Below are 15,978 nucleotides of genomic sequence, written 5' to 3'. Positions count from 1 at the left end.
TCAAAAGGCTTTTACGATTCTTGTCCCACTAAGACGATGTGGCTGACAGATCGTCATCGAAATTGCTATTGTTCCGTCGCCTGTGGATCAGCGCCGCCCCTACTCGAAACATCCCGTAGCCAATCAGTCCACCAAGTACATTTAGCAGCAGATCATCGACATCAAAGCTGCCTAACGAAAACAATAGCTGCAAGGCTTCGATGATGAGACTGGTCGAAAGCGTGAGAAAAAACATGCGATGCACGCTTTGAAAGGACATAAATATCAACGGCAGCAACAGCCCGAGCGGAACAAACAACATGACATTGCCAATCAGGTTATACATCACAGTGCCAAAGCTGTAATTGTCATAATGAAAAATGTAATCCACCAAGGTTTGAAATGGTTTCGTATTTTGGAACAGATGCGTATATTGCGGGACGCCGTATTCCAGCATCCTTTGCTTCCATTCCACGGTAAAAGCTCTGCGCCGGAAGCGATCCGGTGACAACAACAAGAGATAACTGGAGATAGCTACATACAAGAAAAACAAGGACAGGAGCCGTTTACGGATGTACTTATCAATAAGCGGCATGGACTCAGACAGTTGCTGACTGATTGCTTTCGTTGGGCCGAATCGTTGAATGGTCAGTAAAACGGCTTCCTGTTCTTCGTAGCCCTCTTCGACGAGCTCACTTTTCATGCTGTTCAAATGATCCATCAGCTCATCTTTGACATCCTGCTTTTCCCATTTCGAACACGGCAAGCGACTGACAACCTGCTCTGCATACTCTTCGAGCTTCATTCGTTTACTCACTTCCCTCATTACAAAGCAAAATGAGTCTGCTCAAGCTCTGCCAATCCTTCATCTTGTCTTGAAGAAGTCCCTGGCCGGTCTTGGTAATCCGATAATATTTGCGGCGTCCGCCTTCGCTGGCTTCCCCCCAGTAAGACTCCACTGCCTTTTGCGTCTCCAGTCGCTTTAGGGCAGGGTATAGTGTGCCTTCACCGATTTCATACAGCTCATCGCTTTTATCGCGAATCTTCTTGGCCAACTCATAGCCGTACTGATCTTTCTGTGCGATCAGCGAGAGAAGCAATAGATCGATGCTTCCTTTCAACAACTCCTTGTTCACAAAAGCATCTCCTCCCCGTGACATGCCTAGAGATTATCACACTATACCTCGTGATACAAGGTAGTTGACCAAGGAAATTTGCGGAAAGAAGTTTTGATGCTATGTAATTATTGACAATAATAAAATAGGTAATATAGACTATATTCGACAACATTTTTCATGAGTCTACATACTTTTGGATGATCATTTTTTCTACACACAACCAGATGATAGGCCCATAGAACGAAGCGAAAAGAAGATTTTCACTTTTTTGGAGCAGGTTACTTTCAATTCGTGACTTCATTCTCTCTAACAGGAGGCACTTACATGCTTGCGGACTTTCCAATGATCGTTCTGAATACGGTTCTCTTAGCCTATTTTGCAATTGGTGTGCTATTTTTGTATTCCGAATCTAAATTTTTGCGTAAAATGAAGACTCGTAGAAATAGATAAGCCGATTTTTAGATAAAGGAGTTTGCACGTACATTGAGATCTTTTGTCCGCCAATTTCTGCCACGTCAGAATCAACCCCAAGAAATTACCTACAAGGAACTGGAATCGAAATTGATCAAAGCTGCTCGCTACGATCTGTCTTCAAGCCACCTCTACATCCGTTTTCACGATGGACGAGAGGTCGTTTACTGTCGGGTCACTCCTTACGCTTACAATGCGTTTTTAAATGCTGACTCGTTCAGTAATCATTTTCATTCGTTCATCAGCCAACGGTACTTGAACTATCAGGTGATGTAGCCTGTCTATACAAAATGCCCTCAATCTGTCTTCTCGACACTGAGGGCATTTGTTGTTGATCTTCTCTATTTTAATGCACGATGCAAAAAAGATTTGGTCCGATCAAATTTAGCGTTTGTAAACAATTGCTCTGGTGTCCCCGACTCTACGAATTCCCCGTTGTCCATAAACATAATTTGGTTCGCCACCTCGCGTGCGAACCCCATCTCATGCGTCACAACCATCATCGTCATATGCTCCTGGGCAAGCTGCTTGATGACTTGCAGGACCTCACCCGTCAGTTCGGGATCGAGTGCAGACGTAGGCTCGTCAAACAACAAGATTTGCGGATTCATCATCAGTGCTCTGGCGATCGCCACACGCTGCTTTTGTCCACCTGAGAGCCTCGCCGGATACGCGTCTGCCTTATCAGACAGGCCGACCTTTTCCAAGAGATCTGCACTCATTCTGTGGATGTCCTGGGGCGCCTCACCTTTAACTACGCGTGGTGCGATCTCCAGATTTTCTTTTACTGTGAGATGAGGAAACAGATTAAAATGCTGAAAGACCATGCCCATTCTCGATGTGATCTGCTTGATTTCCTGGTTACTGGCGTAAACGCCGTCCTTCACCAAATAATCATCCTGCACACGGATGCTGCCACCATTCACCTGCTCCAGATTGACCAAGCTGCGTAGCATCGTGCTTTTGCCGGAGCCAGAAGGCCCGATTACTGCCACGACTTCGTTCTTTTTCACCGAAAACGAGACATCTCGCAAAACTTCCTGATTGCCAAACGATTTCTTTAGATTCGATACTTGAATGATTTCCATATTGTGCCAGCCCTTTATTCGAATTTGAACCTTTTCTCCAGCCACTTAAAGAACAACGTCAACAATAACGTCATCAACAAATAAATGATTCCCGCAATAAAAAACGGAACGATGGTAAAATCGCGATTCACAGCCGTTTGTGCAAAGTGAAGCAATTCTGGGACGGCAACCGCATAGAGCAGCGCTGTGTCTTTTACGAGAGTAATGGATTCATTTGCGACAGCAGGCAAAGCCACTCGAAACATTTGCGGCAAAATAATCTTGTTGGTTGTCTGCCATTTGCTAAAGCCGAGGACCTGCGCCGCCTCGTACTGTCCTTTATCGATCGACAGCAGTCCTCCACGGAAAATCTCCGCGAAATACGCTGCGTAGTTCAGCACGAAGCCGAGGCATGCAGCTACGAATCGATCCATAACCAAGTATTCTCCGATCACTGGCAAGAGGGGGAGGCCAAAGACAAAAAACAATAGCTGTAATAATAGAGGCGTTCCACGCATGACATACACATAGGTGTGCGCGAACCAAGACAGACCTTTGTTGCTGCTATTCGCCATTAAGGTAATGAGAAATCCCAATGGGATCGATGCCAGAATAGCGATGAAGAACAGCAACACTGTCATCTGCGCCCCTTCTAGCATAGGCACGGTAATGGAGATAATATAGTCTAAGCTCATCTGGTATGCTCCTAATCCTTATAATAAAGCGTGGCTTCGCCAATCATTCGGCGAAGCCATCGTATCTTCCGTTTATTTCAACACGCGATTTTCGCCAAACCATTTTTCCGATATTTTAGCTGCTGTTCCATCCTGATTCATGGTATCCAAGGCTTTTTGCAGTTCGTTCAATAACGCCTCGTTCCCTTTTTTGACGCCCACTCCATACTCCTCAGGTGCAAGTGATTCTTCCAACAGCTTAAAGATTCCAGGTTCTTTTGCCATGTAGTAATCGGCTACAATCTGGTCGATGACAACTGCTTCCACGCGGCCAATCTTCATATCGCTCAATGCCAGTACATTATCAGGATACTCTGTAATTGATTTGACCTGATTTTTCATGTCACTTGCATTGACAGCATCAGCTGCGGAAGACAGCTTTTGCAAACCAATTCCTTTACCAGCCAAGTCCGACAGCTTGGTCAAGTTGCTATTTGCCATCGTAACAACTACTTGCGCGTTTTTCAGATAAGGCTTGGTAAAGAGAACCTTCTCTTTTCTCTCATCCGTAATCGTATATCCATTCCAGATCAAGTCGATACGACCGCTATTTAGTTCAGACTCTTTTGCACTCCAATCGATAGGTTGAAACTCGACTTGTTTCCCCATCTTTTCGCCAGCTGCACGCGCATAATCAATATCAAAACCGACTAGCTCATTTTTCTCATCCCGGAATCCCATTGGTGCGAACTTATCATCAATTCCGATAATCAGCTTGTTCGCGTCAGCGCCAGTCTTTGCGCTGGAACAGCCCACTACCAACGAAACCATCGCACTCAATAACAATGACATCCATGCTATTTTCTTCATCGTGATGATCCCCCTCGTTTTTCCTACTCTATATTTTACTCTGATAAAGTGGTAATACGTTAACAAGGTATCATGATAGCACATTAGCAAGGAATAGTCGATACTTTAGTAAACAAAAGCACCTTAGAAATATACGCCAAATGAATGAGTAAAATGCCCGACTAGCAGATGCACGTCTTTTTCTTTTTTCCGACACTCCCTCGTTCCTCTATCTTTTTGATATACTCCGTAGCCAACGGAACCTTGCACGCTGTCTGTCCGACGTCCACATGTACTTTGCCAATCGCTGCTGCCACTTCCAACGCTTCCTGATGAAGTTCCGGTACATACGCTCCTACTGAAATAACGAATTGATTCATGGTGTACCGTACGCGATTTTGTTCCTGGTGAATCGTCTCCTTTACTCTCATGAGGAGCCGCTTGATTTCTTCTTTATCTAGCCGTTCATCGGGAGTAATCGACAAGTAGTTCGAATACGTATTCCACCCACATGTGGCTACCATCTCTTCTTTTGACTCGATCCATTCCCTCGCCAACTCCATAGCAAAAGGGCTCTCAGCGGCTACACTCGCAACCGTATATTCGGCGGGCGCGTACCAAGACGCTTCCTTGACCCAAGCCTGCAGCCGCTCTTTTGTCATGCTCTTCGGGTCAACCGTCAATCCAGCCAAGTACATGGCGTCGTAGTTTCCCGTATCGTACAGCGCCTGAACGAGCTGCTGATCACGCTTTACCTCCTTGACCAGCTTTTTCATATCGCCGACTCGCACACCAAACAAAGGCTCTTTCGCCCCATGCCGCAACAACGTTTTTTTCGTCTGCTCTGTCCCCATCGCTTCGAGCTTCTGCATGATTTCTTCCAACGTCATCTTTCCACCCTCCTTTTTCTTCTATTAAATAGGATAACCAGCAGCGATACCTCCAACACGAAAAAGCCCTCCTCATTCAAAGGAGAGCTTTTTCGTATTGGAGCTTGACGCCCTTTTCCTATCCTTACGCCTGATTGCGTACTTTGATATACGAAACATTTCTGACGTTGATGACAACATCATCATATTGAAGCCATCCGTTGCTTTGATTAGCGACCATTTGAATGATCTCTTCCGGTTCCGTCGATTCGATGCTAATCGTTTCACCGCCACCAGAAAAGTAAAATTGAATCACTTTTACTTCCTTCATAAAATCCCCTCCTATTCCTTCTAGTTATCGGTTGGTTGGAAAATTTTTGTTACGGGTGATTTTTATGTATACTTTTGTTGCAGCTATTCCGTTTTGAATGTCTATCATTTCAGTGAAAAGGGGTTTGTTGAAAATGCCGAATTCGGTACACACGAGAAAAGGAGCAGTTAAAGCCTCACTCATCCCTGAAAATGTATTAGCACTCCTTCATACTGGAGAATTAGAAAGCGTCAATTTGACTGAATGGCAGGCTGTTGATCATATTCATCTATTACGAAGCGTTCTGCCTCATGTTCAATTAGATGCGCATGTCGCTCGACTTGTTGATCAATTAGAAGAAACGGGATCTATGAGCGGAATGAAAGCTATCCGTCTGATTGGACTAGAACTACTTGCGATCTTACACAAATCGGGTGAACCCACAGCTACGTCTCCCGTTTTCCTATCGTTGGCTACCCACAAGTCAGACAGTGTACGTTGTTGGAGTGCCTATATCATTGGCTTGGACAACACCTTATCGCTCGAAGAAAAACTAAGGCAAATAAGAAAATTCGCGGCAGATCATCATTTTGGAGTGAGAGAGATCGCATGGATGGCGATTCGAGATTCTCTCGTGCATGATCTGAACCATTCCATTCAACTCCTGAGCAAATGGGTACTTGATACCGACGAAAATACTCGCCGCTTTGCGGTAGAAGCCACACGCCCACGAGGTGTCTGGTGTAAGCATATTGACGCATTGAAAAATGATCCTGCTCTCTGCCTACCTTTGCTCATGCCAGTGAAGTCAGATGCATCTAAATATGTTCAAGATTCTGTAGGGAATTGGTTGAACGATGCGAGTAAATCACAACCAGACTGGGTGATACAGCTTTGTGACGAGTGGCTAAGAATCTCTGATACAAAGGAAACGAAAAGAATTGTTACCAAAGCGAAAAGAACCATTCTGAAGACCCAGACCGAACAGAAATGATGAACCGAATCACATATTTATCCCAATTTTATTTGTTGAATTCATTATCCGAGGAAAGTTTGCGCTTAATCGATCAATTAACCTCCTTAACCCCTTTCCCCATAAATACGTGCATTCAAACACCAGAAACTTTTTCGGAGGGATTCTACTTCATCAAACAGGGGAAAGTACGTTTATATAAAGTAAATCGGGATGGTCGGCAGTTTACATTTGATATCCTCGGAGAAGGCAATGTGTTTGGAGAAGTGGATCTGCTCTCGTTAGGTACACGGGAGATGTATATAGAAACCATCGAAGACTGCCTCATTTGTAAAATGAGCAAAGCAAAATTTGAGAGCTACTTAATCGAACATCCGCAACTGATGATGAAGATCATGAAGATCATTAGCGATAGAATGATTTCGATCAGCCAAGCAGCCGAAAATCTTGCCCTTCTCCCTTTACAAGATCGCATTATTTCCACGTTAGTAAGGCTTGCCGACCAATTTGGCAATCCTAACAGTTCTGCGTTTCAACAAATTGAGTTACCTCTTTCCCATCAAGAGCTCGCCCATTTTGTCGGGGCATCCAGGGAAGCTGTGACGGTAGCATTACGTGCTTTAGCAAGAGAAGAACTGATTCAAACAGGCTTTAAAACCATTTCCATTCATCGGGACAACATTTTAAAGAAGATGTAATCCAGTTTACATCTTTCCCTTCAAAAGAAAGATATCGTAAAGCTATGGCTTCTACTATTCTTTCGAAAAAGAGGGGAACGACATATGGATAAACCACATTTTCAGAGCCTGCGCGAAGAGCTAGATTATACAACCATTCAAATAGCAGACTTCCTCACTCGTGAAGTAACAGATTCATTTACAAGATCAATCGAGGAGCTGAGGACCTCTGGACACGCAAAGGGCTTGCCGATTGGTTCGATTGCGCATGATTTCACATTGAACGATCACACTGGCAAGACCATTACCTTGTCGGAAGAAATCGTAAAAGGTCCCATCGTCCTCACGTTTTTTCGTGGATCATGGTGCCCCTACTGCAATTTGGAGCTGCAAGCATACCAAAAACAGATCGATACGATAACCTCTCTGGGTGCCCAATTGTTTGCCATTAGTCCACAATCTCCTGCATACTCTCTTACTATGCAAGAGAAAACCGGACTGAGCTTTCCCGTGTTATGCGATACCAATAACCATGTAGCAGAAAAATATCAACTCAGATTCAGACTGCCTGATTATTTACAGGATACCTACCGATCATTGGATATTGATCTCAAGCATTTTAATAGTGACGATTCTTGGACGCTCCCCATTCCGGCTACTTATATCCTCGACAACCAGTGCGTAATCCGGTTAGCATGTTTAGATCCAGATTACAAAAAGCGAATGGAGCCAACCGAAGTTTTAGACATTCTGCGTACCCTAACCTAACGCCTATAATGAAGAACCAGTTGATACCATAACTGGTTTTTTGTACGTCTATGCTTTATGAACAATTAGTTTCTTTTCCCTACCAAAACTTGACAAAGCTATATCTTTTGGCTTATATTTTGCATGATTATATCTAGCAAAATTCGACACCTTTTTACAAATTTTGCTAAAAAATGCAAAAGGCAAAGTCATCGAAAGGTGGCGACGCAAAACCACGGGTCTACAGTCTTTGACCATGATAGCCGGGTTGCCATCATCTTGAGACTATTTATTCGATGTTGGTAGCTTCGGTTGTTCCATTTCGATGGAACGGCCTTTTTTTGTGTTTACATTTTTGAAAGGAGGATGAAAGCACTTTCATTTTCGTAACGGATGGAAAAACATAACTTTTGAGACGTCAAACATACACAACATGGTTCAATCAGAGAAAATGATGGAGTGGACAAGTTATGTACAAACAAGTAGAAACGGTACAAGAGTTAGCAAAATTTCATGAAATCAAAGAAACAGTATGGACAAGCATGGGCTTCGAGATGGAGTACGCGAAAGAAGGCTCGGCTCAGTTCCTCTTAATTGCCGAAGATGGTGAAGCAGGTGGAACATTTGAAATGACGCCCTTTTCCAAATCAAGTGCTTATATGAAATCACTTTTTCAGGATGTTATTACAGAAGATATGAAAGTAATGGAGGTAGACAGTCTCGCTGTTTTGCCGAAATACCGCGGACAACTAGGGGCAAAGGGAATTTGCTTGATGATAGATTACGCTGAAAAGCATGGTTATACCCACGCAATTGGGGTAGCAGATCCGACTTTTTTTTCGTTCATTAACAAGAAGTATCAAGTAAAAGCGACTCAGACCAAAGATATCATCTTTTACAAAGGGGCCGATGCCATTCCGACCCTCTTTCATCTAAAAGATGTCTATGACAATAAGCACGATCCGAAATATTCCTGGTACAATTCGTCGTCATCCAACCAAGTAAAAGTCGAGGTAGGTGGGTAACATGGACAACATGGATAACATTGATTTATTGAGAAGAAGAAACAATTGGGTCGTAATCGTATTCGCAAGTATTATTACGATTGTTCAGGTCTTAAACCTCTTTCTAGGCGTATCGTACACATTCGTTTTCACGATACTGGGTATTTTGTATGGCGTGCTGGCACCTTTTACTTACATCTCCAATCGCCCGCGCTTCCGTGAAAAAGCAGCGCCCTTCATGAAGTTTTTCAACTTCGCCGTAATCGGGATCTTCATGTTCATCGTAGTTGGACTGGACCCGCATATGATCAATATCATGACCATTATGTTCTTTGTAGCAGTCATGGGGATTTATCAAGACCGACTCATCAATATTTTGACGATTGTATCGACATTGGGTATTGTCTCTTACTACTTCCTGACACAGAGAGAAACGATTTTCCATTCGACTAATAATATTGATCTGATGTACTTCCTGCTTACCTTCTGCTTCGTCTCAGTCACGAGCATGATGCATGCTGTATTCAATAACAAGCTGCAAGAGGAAAGTGAGCAACAAAAGCAAGAAGCGATTGCCTCGAAGGAATCGTTGCAACGTGTTCTGGATCAGATCAATGAATCACTTACCTCTATGCAAGACTATCAAGAGAATTTGAACCAGGTGACGGACGGTGTGAATGTTCGCGCAGTCGAAACCGTCGCTTCCCTGCAAGACATTATGGAGTCCTTTACGGTCCAGACCAGCAATACGGACGAGCTGCGTCGGGAAATGAGCTCGACGAATCTGCAAGTTGAGGATATGACTCGCTCTGTTACAGAGATGCATGAGTACGTAGAATCGACCAAAGAAGCCACTAGCGAGAGCGGCAAACGCATTGGCAACATCGGCAATGACTTTGAACGATTCATCACGGACATCCAAGGTACGAACCAGCTGATTCAAGAGCTCAATAAAGAAACCGAATCAATTGGGAAAATCATTCAAACCATTTCCGAGATTTCTGCACAAACCAATCTGTTGGCACTCAATGCCACGATTGAAGCGTCTCGCGCAGGCGAACACGGCCGAGGATTTGCTGTCGTAGCAGATGAAGTACGCAAGCTGGCTGAATCCTCCAAGCTATCCTCTGAGTCGATCTCGAGTCTGCTCATGACCATTCGCGAAAAAATGAAGCTCGTATCGGATATGATTTCCGAGTCACAGACTTCTTTTGAGAAAAATAGCGAGGGCATCCTCGAAGTACAAGAAATGTTCACCAATGTAGACAACTACATGCAAAACTTTGCGGATAAAACGAAAAACCTGCAAGAGTTCATCATCCATGTGCACAGCATGATTCAGGAAGTCGGCGCAAAAGTAGAAGTCAACGCAGATATTACCGACAAGAACAAAGAAAGCCTGGAAGAAGTGCTTGTTCTCGTTTCTGAGCAAAAAGACGAAGTCGTTAAGGTTTCTGGCGGCTTTGAGAAAATCGAACAACAGATGCGTGGTCTCCATATGTAGCATTCCTGCAACCGCCTCTCATGGGCGGTTGTTTTCTTTTCTCGTTTTGTAACCGAACAGATATATAATGTAAATATTCTGATAGTTACGCTCTTATACAATGAAAGGAGGCACATCATTGATGGATGCACGAATCGAAAAAAAAACGATTCAGACCGATCGATTGCTTGTTTCCTACCTGACAGCAGGCGTATCGGAAGGAGAACCGCTTCTCCTCATTCACGGCAATGCATCAGCCAGCTTGTTCTGGGATGATACCATTGCGGCTCTTTGTGAACAGTACCGTGTGTATGCACCTGATATGCGTGGCTATGGAGCAAGTGAAGCATTGCCTATCGATGCAACACGCGGTTTGCGAGACTGGTCGGATGACCTTCATTCGTTTATTCGAGCATTGGACTTGCCAACACCTGTCCATCTTGCCGGCTGGTCTTTGGGTGGAGGGATCGTGATGCAGTTTGCCATCGATTACCCGCAGGAAGTCCGTTCTTTGATTCTGGTCGCGCCGATGTCCCCTTACGGCTTTGGCGGAACCAAGGATATAGCGGGCACCCCGTGCTACAGCAGCTTCGCCGGATCTGGCGGAGGAGCCACCAACTCCGAGCTGGTCAAAAGGATTGCGGCCAAGGATATGAACGATGAATCTCCCTCAAGCCCGCGTAATGTCATGAATCAGCTGTATTTCAAACCTCCGTTTCGAGTTAACCCCGAGCAGGAAGAACGCTATGTGAATGCAATCCTCTCCACGAGGACTGGAGAAGGCTTTTATCCCGGTGCCCACGAATACGTAAGCGATTGGCCTGGTGTCGCACCTGGAACGACGGGAATCAATAATGCGATCTCGCCTAAATACGTCAATTTGTCCGGCATTGTCCAGATGGAACCAAAGTGTCCAATTTTATGGATTCGGGGAGCGGATGACGCCATTATCTCAGATCAATCGTTTGCTGATTTTGGTACGTTGGGCAAACTCGGCTATGTGCCGGGATGGCCGGGAGAAGAAGAATATCCCCCTCAACCGATGGTCTCCCAAATCCGCGATGTGCTGGATCAATATCAGCGAGCAGGTGGTTCCTATCAGGAGATTGTCATGGAAAATGTGGGGCATTCTCCCCATATCGAAAAAGCAGAGGAGTTTGTGCAGCTCATTCGAAAAACCGTCAGGGCATGACCCTGGCGGTTTTCTTTTCCGATCCATTGGTTCCCCCGCTAGCTGCATCCCCGTCCAATTTTGACCAGATTGGGCGAACATCCAATCAGCCTTACTCGTGAGAATGCCATTACATTACTTTTAGCCTCGATCGCTTTAGAAGAATTGGGGCTCGGTCATATCGGCAATGCGAAAGCAGAAAAGATTCAGTATGCACTCGGAACGATGCCAGGACTTACTCAGCCTGTATCGCTCAGTAATTTATTCCTACTGAATACGAGTGTTCAAAATATGCTACAGACAGTCATTCAAAAAGAGGCTATTTCGGCGTTTCTTTCTCCGCTTTCGATACCTTCAAATTAAATTCTCTTTCCTGTTCCTCGATAATCGTTCGATCCTCTGCATTATCTCTCACTACTTTTTGCGTCAAAATCGATCCAACTGCTACCAGAAGCATACATGCGATATAATACCCCTTTTCGTGCAGCTGAAGACCTGTTGCATTGTATAAACCGATGGAAAATAGCAGTACACCTGCGCCCAATGTAAAGTATGCCAAGAAAGTGAAGGCTCCTGTGTTGCGCATCCGATGCTTTTGTGGATACATAGTAACACCCCTCACATTTTGTTCATCCGACTCATGCAAACAAATACAAGTCAACCGGACGATTTCTCGCCCGGTTGCTTCTATGGATTACCTCACAGCTTCCTTCTTTCCAAAGAAAGTACGCAACGCCTTGTATACCTCGCCCTTTTCCCGAATGACACAATGCATGAATTTCGGCTCTTTGATGTGGCGATATGCTGACATGAGGGTTGAATGACGATTATACTGATTCACTTCGCCATAGCCGAACATGTTGCATCTCTCCATGAGCTCTTTTACCAGCTTTACGCAACGCTCATTGTCAGACGTGAGGTTGTCGCCATCGGAAAAATGGAACGGGTAAATGTTGTACTGCGAAGTTGGATAGCGGCTATCGATGATCTCCAACGCTTTCTTGTAGGCAGAGGAGCAGATCGTCCCCCCGCTTTCCCCTTTCGAGAAAAAGGTGTCCTCCGTTACTTCCTTTGCATCCGTATGATGGGCAATGAAGACGATCTCGACTTTTTCGTACTTGGTGCGCAGAAAACGTACCATCCAGAAGAAAAAGCTGCGGGCGATATACTTTTCAAACACGCCCATACTTCCCGACGTATCCATCATCGCAATAATGACAGCATTGGAATGAGGCTTGATGATCTCTTCCCACGTCTTGAAGCGCAGGTCATCATCGGTGATCCCCAGCTCCATATCACTGTAGCCTGCCAGCGCATTTCGGCGGATGGCCGCGATCAGCGTACGTTTTTTATCAATGTTGCCCATCAAGCCTTTTTTCCTGACATCATTGAATCGAGTCTCTTCCACGACGATTTGTTCCTCGTCTTTTTGTTGAAGGTTCGGCAGCTCCAGCTCGGCGAAAAGCATCTCCTGCAATTCTTCTACGCTGATTTCAGCCTCGTAGTAGTCTACACCTGGCTGATCACCCGCTCCTTGACCTTTTCCTGGCCCTTGCGCCGGATCGCCGTCACGGGCTACGACATCGCCTACCTTACTGTTTCCTTTACCTTGACCGCCATGTTTTCCCTTTTGGAAGTTAAAACGCAATCGGTATTCATCCAGGGAGCGAATAGGGATCTTAATAACTTCCCGACCATTCGACATGATGATGTTTTCTTCGCTGACGAGATCGGGCAGATTTTTTTTGATCGCTTCTTTCACTTTTTCCTGGTGTCGATTTTGGTCCTGGTACCCTTTGCGGTGCAGCGACCAGTCTTCCCGGGAGACAATGAACGATGATTCATCTTTCATGCCGTCTCCTCCTAGCAACTGGCGCAATCTGCGCCGAATATGACGTGCTCCTCATGTCGCCAAAGTTCTGTCATCTGTTCAACAGGCTACCCACATAGCGCAGCAGCTCATTTGCGCAAACTGGGCAATATTGATGCTCTTCGATAAGACGCTTGGTGACCTCATTAATCTTCTTGAGCTGATGCTCATCCGGTGTTTTGTTCGAGGTCGTAATCTTGACGACATCCTTCAGATCGGCAAACAGCTTCTTCTCGATAGCTTCCCGCAGACGATCATGCGTGCTATAGTCAAAACGCTTCCCTTTACGCGCATAGGCCGAGATACGGATGAGAATTTCTTCACGGAAGGCCCGCTTGGCATTTTCCGAGATGCCGATTTGTTCCTCGATAGAACGCATCAGGCGCTCATCTGGATCCATCTCCTCACCTGTAACGGGGTCACGGATTTTATTCTATGTTAAATGATATGCACTTAAAGTCCTCTCTCTTCTTCCCTTATTTTAATGCCCTTTCCATTAGTTGGAGAGGGCATTTTTCATAAACCATAAGGAAACCCGTCTCCTCAAAACAGGGACGGGTTAGCCTATTCTCTTGGAAAAATATGTTTTGCTACTCGATTCACGTTCCTGTATATTCCATGTTGTGATTAGGCCTAATTACAAATATTTAATTAAAGGGGACTTACTTTTTATGACTAAGGTACGAAAAGCTTACGCAGGACTTTGTGCTGTAGTATTAGTAGCGATGCTGATTCTTAATCCAACATCTACAAATGCTAGTACACAATATTCAGAAGATATAGTTCCTCAACTTTCAAGCAACACGTCAGGAAACATAACTGTGTCATCTTCCGGAATTTATGCTCCTGATCATGATGCATGGAAGGCTTTCAACAATCAGATTGATGACAGACCTTGGTCAACAGAGAACAAAAACACAAAAGGCTGGCTAAAAATTGACTTTGGATCCAATAATGAGAAACAAGTTGCAAAATATACGATTCAAATGAGAGTTGATATTAATGGCGATCCAAGAATTCCAGGGTTTGCTCCGAAAGCATGGACTTTTGAAGGAAGTAACGACGATAGCAATTGGGTTATTCTTGATACACATGTAGATGAAACTGATTGGGAAGCAGGTCAAAAACGGGAATACACTTTCTCCAACACAGATAAGTATCAATACTACCGAATTAGCATTTCTGAAAATAACGGCGAAATCGTATCAAATATTGCTGAGATGGAACTTATGGAAAAGGCGAATATTATCGATCCGAATCCAGAGCCAGAACCTACGGGTGATCATGCTTTATTGGTAATTAAGATGATCAGCGGTCTTGAAAAAGAATTTGAATTATCATCATCAGAAGTACAGGACTTCATCGACTGGTATAATGGCCGAGCAGACGGACGTGGCAAAGAGACATACATGTTCGACAAGGATTTTAACAAGGGGCCATTCACAGCTCGAAAAGATTATGTAGCATTCAGCAAGATTCAATCGTTTGAAGTGATGGAATATACCAAATAACACGTCGAGGCACCTCCTATCTAACAGGAAGGTGCCTCGTAATTTTTTGGGGCGCTGAACTATGCTGAAAGAATAAAATCGACAAACACAGGTGAACGAAGCATACCGCTCTTTGTCCAGTTCCGCATTTTGACGCGTGCTTTAATCATGTAAACATACTCGCGTTCCACGCCAGTGACAATTGATTTTGATATGCCATAGAATGCCTCTCAAATGAGAAGGCTTAAATCTTACTTCTCACAAGCAACTCCGTCTTTGTCACGATCTAACTTCTCTCTGTACCCAGGCTCACCTCTATAAAGAGGAGCCGCGCCTGCTGCTTTTGCCTCACTGCAGTTAGCATAATACACTTCCTGTACTGGCTGAGGAGTTGGCTGGGGTTGGGGATTAGGCTTCGGTGAAGTTTGGGTAGCCACGGTGTTTTTACTGGGCTCCGGTTCGTTCTTTTTTACAACATCCGAATGGTACCCATCCTCTTGGGCGTAGTTCTCAATTGACCAAATTCCAACTCCGGCTTTTTGGGCTTGTTCTTGAATTTTACGGTACTGTTCAACATATTTCACGTTAGGTACGTACACATACGCGACGCGTGCCAACCCCTTTTCCAGCAATTGCTCTTGAACCGATTTACCATCTACATAAATGTAGTAGAGAAGTCGTCCATATTTGTCAGGACCATTATTTACATCCTGTTCTAGCTCCACTGTCTTTTCGGTAAGGAGTTGCTTCGTGAAGTCGCTTGCTTCTTTACCGAATGGTTGTACCCCGTATTTAGGGTGCTTCGTTTCAGGAGTATCGACTAGAAGAAAACGTACAGTCTCCTCTTTGTCGTTTATTTTTATTTTGATAGTATCTCCATCCACCACTTCCAAGACCTTTGCTTGAATCCGTTGTGTATTCTGAGTAGTATTTACATCGGTAGCCGAAGCCGAAACTCCCTGCTGATCTGTGGTTACAGTTTGAGAGGAACTAACGGCCTCTGTTTTCGGTGAATTTACTGCTGCAGATGTTACATTGGCCGATTCAGTCGTATTACTTGGACTTGGTTTATTAGTGGTATCTCTGCCAGCTACCCCAATGATTAATGCTAATATGGCCCATGCTGCTCCTACACGCTTACCAACTTTCCCTAGTCGTTTCCAATCAACAAATACCATTATGTAAGGTAAAAAAATCCAGCCCAATATCTTTATAAGTTTCAAAAT

18 protein-coding genes, 1 pseudogene and 1 riboswitch are annotated in these 15,978 nt (G+C 44.5%); of the genes and pseudogenes, 8 read left to right on the top strand and 11 right to left on the bottom strand.

Features of this window, described 5'->3' with window-relative positions; translation table 11 throughout:
• Positions 1 to 28: 28 nt before the first annotated feature.
• Positions 29 to 784: a VanZ family protein gene (locus tag ACM6JA_RS16965; protein ID WP_414853681.1), complete on the bottom strand. Its 756-nt coding sequence runs from the start codon at positions 782 to 784 to the stop codon at positions 29 to 31.
• 4 nt (positions 785 to 788) lie between these two features.
• On the bottom strand, positions 789 to 1,115 hold the full coding sequence (locus tag ACM6JA_RS16960; RefSeq protein ID WP_007726768.1) for a PadR family transcriptional regulator: 327 nt from the start codon (positions 1,113 to 1,115) through the stop codon (positions 789 to 791).
• Positions 1,116 to 1,580: 465 nt separating this feature from the next.
• Here ACM6JA_RS16960 and ACM6JA_RS16955 point away from each other — a divergent pair, with 465 nt between their 5' ends.
• Complete coding sequence (locus ACM6JA_RS16955; protein WP_414853259.1) at positions 1,581 to 1,844, top strand: KTSC domain-containing protein; 264 nt, start codon at positions 1,581 to 1,583, stop codon at positions 1,842 to 1,844.
• Between the two features lie 65 nt (positions 1,845 to 1,909).
• Here the strand turns inward: ACM6JA_RS16955 and ACM6JA_RS16950 are convergent, their stop codons facing one another.
• The 5 genes from ACM6JA_RS16950 to ACM6JA_RS16930 all read right to left on the bottom strand — a co-directional run bounded on the left by ACM6JA_RS16950 (position 1,910) and on the right by ACM6JA_RS16930 (position 5,358).
• The gene (locus tag ACM6JA_RS16950) at positions 1,910 to 2,656 is read right to left on the bottom strand and encodes an amino acid ABC transporter ATP-binding protein (RefSeq protein ID WP_414853258.1); all 747 of its coding nucleotides are present in this window, start codon (positions 2,654 to 2,656) and stop codon (positions 1,910 to 1,912) included.
• A gap of 14 nt (positions 2,657 to 2,670) precedes the next feature.
• On the bottom strand, positions 2,671 to 3,330 hold the full coding sequence (locus ACM6JA_RS16945) for an amino acid ABC transporter permease (RefSeq protein ID WP_007726776.1): 660 nt from the start codon (positions 3,328 to 3,330) through the stop codon (positions 2,671 to 2,673).
• Between the two features lie 72 nt (positions 3,331 to 3,402).
• Positions 3,403 to 4,179, bottom strand: a complete 777-nt coding sequence (locus ACM6JA_RS16940; protein ID WP_414853257.1) for an amino acid ABC transporter substrate-binding protein — start codon at positions 4,177 to 4,179, stop codon at positions 3,403 to 3,405.
• 161 nt (positions 4,180 to 4,340) lie between these two features.
• Entirely contained in the window at positions 4,341 to 5,048 is a 708-nt protein-coding gene (locus ACM6JA_RS16935; RefSeq protein ID WP_414853255.1) for a DNA alkylation repair protein, read from the bottom strand.
• 124 nt (positions 5,049 to 5,172) lie between these two features.
• Positions 5,173 to 5,358, bottom strand: a complete 186-nt coding sequence (locus tag ACM6JA_RS16930) for a hypothetical protein (RefSeq protein WP_414853254.1) — start codon at positions 5,356 to 5,358, stop codon at positions 5,173 to 5,175.
• Between the two features lie 133 nt (positions 5,359 to 5,491).
• Here ACM6JA_RS16930 and ACM6JA_RS16925 point away from each other — a divergent pair, with 133 nt between their 5' ends.
• The 6 genes from ACM6JA_RS16925 to ACM6JA_RS16900 all read left to right on the top strand — a co-directional run bounded on the left by ACM6JA_RS16925 (position 5,492) and on the right by ACM6JA_RS16900 (position 11,413).
• Positions 5,492 to 6,331: a DNA alkylation repair protein gene (locus tag ACM6JA_RS16925; RefSeq protein WP_414853253.1), complete on the top strand. Its 840-nt coding sequence runs from the start codon at positions 5,492 to 5,494 to the stop codon at positions 6,329 to 6,331.
• Complete coding sequence (locus ACM6JA_RS16920; RefSeq protein WP_414853252.1) at positions 6,331 to 7,008, top strand: Crp/Fnr family transcriptional regulator; 678 nt, start codon at positions 6,331 to 6,333, stop codon at positions 7,006 to 7,008. Before ACM6JA_RS16925 ends, ACM6JA_RS16920 begins: the two co-directional genes overlap by 1 nt.
• An 84-nt stretch (positions 7,009 to 7,092) precedes the next feature.
• Complete coding sequence (locus ACM6JA_RS16915; RefSeq protein ID WP_414853251.1) at positions 7,093 to 7,755, top strand: peroxiredoxin-like family protein; 663 nt, start codon at positions 7,093 to 7,095, stop codon at positions 7,753 to 7,755.
• A 171-nt stretch (positions 7,756 to 7,926) separates the two neighbouring features.
• Positions 7,927 to 8,010: riboswitch (cyclic di-GMP riboswitch) on the top strand.
• Between the two features lie 194 nt (positions 8,011 to 8,204).
• A complete protein-coding gene (locus tag ACM6JA_RS16910; protein WP_414853250.1) occupies positions 8,205 to 8,759 on the top strand; it encodes a GNAT family N-acetyltransferase in 555 nt (184 codons plus the stop codon).
• Positions 8,752 to 10,242, top strand: a complete 1,491-nt coding sequence (locus ACM6JA_RS16905) for a methyl-accepting chemotaxis protein (RefSeq protein WP_414853249.1) — start codon at positions 8,752 to 8,754, stop codon at positions 10,240 to 10,242. The genes ACM6JA_RS16910 and ACM6JA_RS16905 overlap by 8 nt, the downstream gene beginning before the upstream one ends.
• Before the next feature lie 121 nt (positions 10,243 to 10,363).
• Positions 10,364 to 11,413, top strand: a complete 1,050-nt coding sequence (locus ACM6JA_RS16900; RefSeq protein WP_414853248.1) for an alpha/beta hydrolase — start codon at positions 10,364 to 10,366, stop codon at positions 11,411 to 11,413.
• A 298-nt stretch (positions 11,414 to 11,711) separates the two neighbouring features.
• Here ACM6JA_RS16900 and ACM6JA_RS16895 read toward each other — a convergent pair whose 3' ends face one another.
• The 3 genes and pseudogenes from ACM6JA_RS16895 to ACM6JA_RS16885 all read right to left on the bottom strand — a co-directional run.
• Positions 11,712 to 11,999, bottom strand: a complete 288-nt coding sequence (locus ACM6JA_RS16895) for a YiaA/YiaB family inner membrane protein (RefSeq protein WP_017251937.1) — start codon at positions 11,997 to 11,999, stop codon at positions 11,712 to 11,714.
• A gap of 87 nt (positions 12,000 to 12,086) precedes the next feature.
• Positions 12,087 to 13,244, bottom strand: a complete 1,158-nt coding sequence (yhbH, locus tag ACM6JA_RS16890) for a sporulation protein YhbH (RefSeq protein WP_064201653.1) — start codon at positions 13,242 to 13,244, stop codon at positions 12,087 to 12,089.
• Positions 13,245 to 13,314: 70 nt separating this feature from the next.
• A pseudogene (locus ACM6JA_RS16885) lies at positions 13,315 to 13,692 on the bottom strand (protein prkA); the annotation flags it as partial.
• 241 nt (positions 13,693 to 13,933) lie between these two features.
• Here ACM6JA_RS16885 and ACM6JA_RS16880 point away from each other — a divergent pair.
• The gene (locus ACM6JA_RS16880) at positions 13,934 to 14,773 is read left to right on the top strand and encodes a discoidin domain-containing protein (RefSeq protein WP_414853247.1); all 840 of its coding nucleotides are present in this window, start codon (positions 13,934 to 13,936) and stop codon (positions 14,771 to 14,773) included.
• A 230-nt stretch (positions 14,774 to 15,003) separates the two neighbouring features.
• On the opposite strand, the gene ACM6JA_RS16875 is transcribed toward ACM6JA_RS16880, so the two are convergent.
• Positions 15,004 to 15,975 (bottom strand): thermonuclease family protein, encoded by a 972-nt coding sequence (locus ACM6JA_RS16875; RefSeq protein WP_414853246.1) that lies wholly within the window; start codon positions 15,973 to 15,975, stop codon positions 15,004 to 15,006.
• Between the last annotated feature and the right edge of the window lie 3 nt (positions 15,976 to 15,978).

Origin of the sequence: Brevibacillus sp. IT-7CA2, assembly GCF_949767855.1 — a bacterium.
Lineage (GTDB): Bacteria > Bacillota > Bacilli > Brevibacillales > Brevibacillaceae > Brevibacillus.
The sequence above is the reverse complement of the archived record's forward strand: the minus strand, read 5'-3'. Positions and strand labels throughout refer to the sequence as shown.

Bases quoted from the DNA above. Each gene is read 5' to 3' on its own strand.
- ACM6JA_RS16965 (WP_414853681.1), bottom strand. From the start codon at position 784: ATGAAGCTCGAAGAGTATGCAGAGCAGGTTGTCAGTCGCTTGCCGTGT.
- ACM6JA_RS16950 (WP_414853258.1), bottom strand. From the start codon at position 2,656: ATGGAAATCATTCAAGTATCGAATCTAAAGAAATCGTTTGGCAATCAG.
- ACM6JA_RS16945 (WP_007726776.1), bottom strand. From the start codon at position 3,330: ATGAGCTTAGACTATATTATCTCCATTACCGTGCCTATGCTAGAAGGG.
- ACM6JA_RS16940 (WP_414853257.1), bottom strand. From the start codon at position 4,179: ATGAAGAAAATAGCATGGATGTCATTGTTATTGAGTGCGATGGTTTCG.
- ACM6JA_RS16935 (WP_414853255.1), bottom strand. From the start codon at position 5,048: ATGACGTTGGAAGAAATCATGCAGAAGCTCGAAGCGATGGGGACAGAG.
- ACM6JA_RS16930 (WP_414853254.1), bottom strand. From the start codon at position 5,358: ATGAAGGAAGTAAAAGTGATTCAATTTTACTTTTCTGGTGGCGGTGAA.
- ACM6JA_RS16925 (WP_414853253.1), top strand. From the start codon at position 5,492: ATGCCGAATTCGGTACACACGAGAAAAGGAGCAGTTAAAGCCTCACTC.
- ACM6JA_RS16920 (WP_414853252.1), top strand. From the start codon at position 6,331: ATGAACCGAATCACATATTTATCCCAATTTTATTTGTTGAATTCATTA.
- ACM6JA_RS16915 (WP_414853251.1), top strand. From the start codon at position 7,093: ATGGATAAACCACATTTTCAGAGCCTGCGCGAAGAGCTAGATTATACA.
- ACM6JA_RS16910 (WP_414853250.1), top strand. From the start codon at position 8,205: ATGTACAAACAAGTAGAAACGGTACAAGAGTTAGCAAAATTTCATGAA.
- ACM6JA_RS16900 (WP_414853248.1), top strand. From the start codon at position 10,364: ATGGATGCACGAATCGAAAAAAAAACGATTCAGACCGATCGATTGCTT.
- ACM6JA_RS16895 (WP_017251937.1), bottom strand. From the start codon at position 11,999: ATGTATCCACAAAAGCATCGGATGCGCAACACAGGAGCCTTCACTTTC.
- yhbH (WP_064201653.1), bottom strand. From the start codon at position 13,244: ATGAAAGATGAATCATCGTTCATTGTCTCCCGGGAAGACTGGTCGCTG.
- ACM6JA_RS16880 (WP_414853247.1), top strand. From the start codon at position 13,934: ATGACTAAGGTACGAAAAGCTTACGCAGGACTTTGTGCTGTAGTATTA.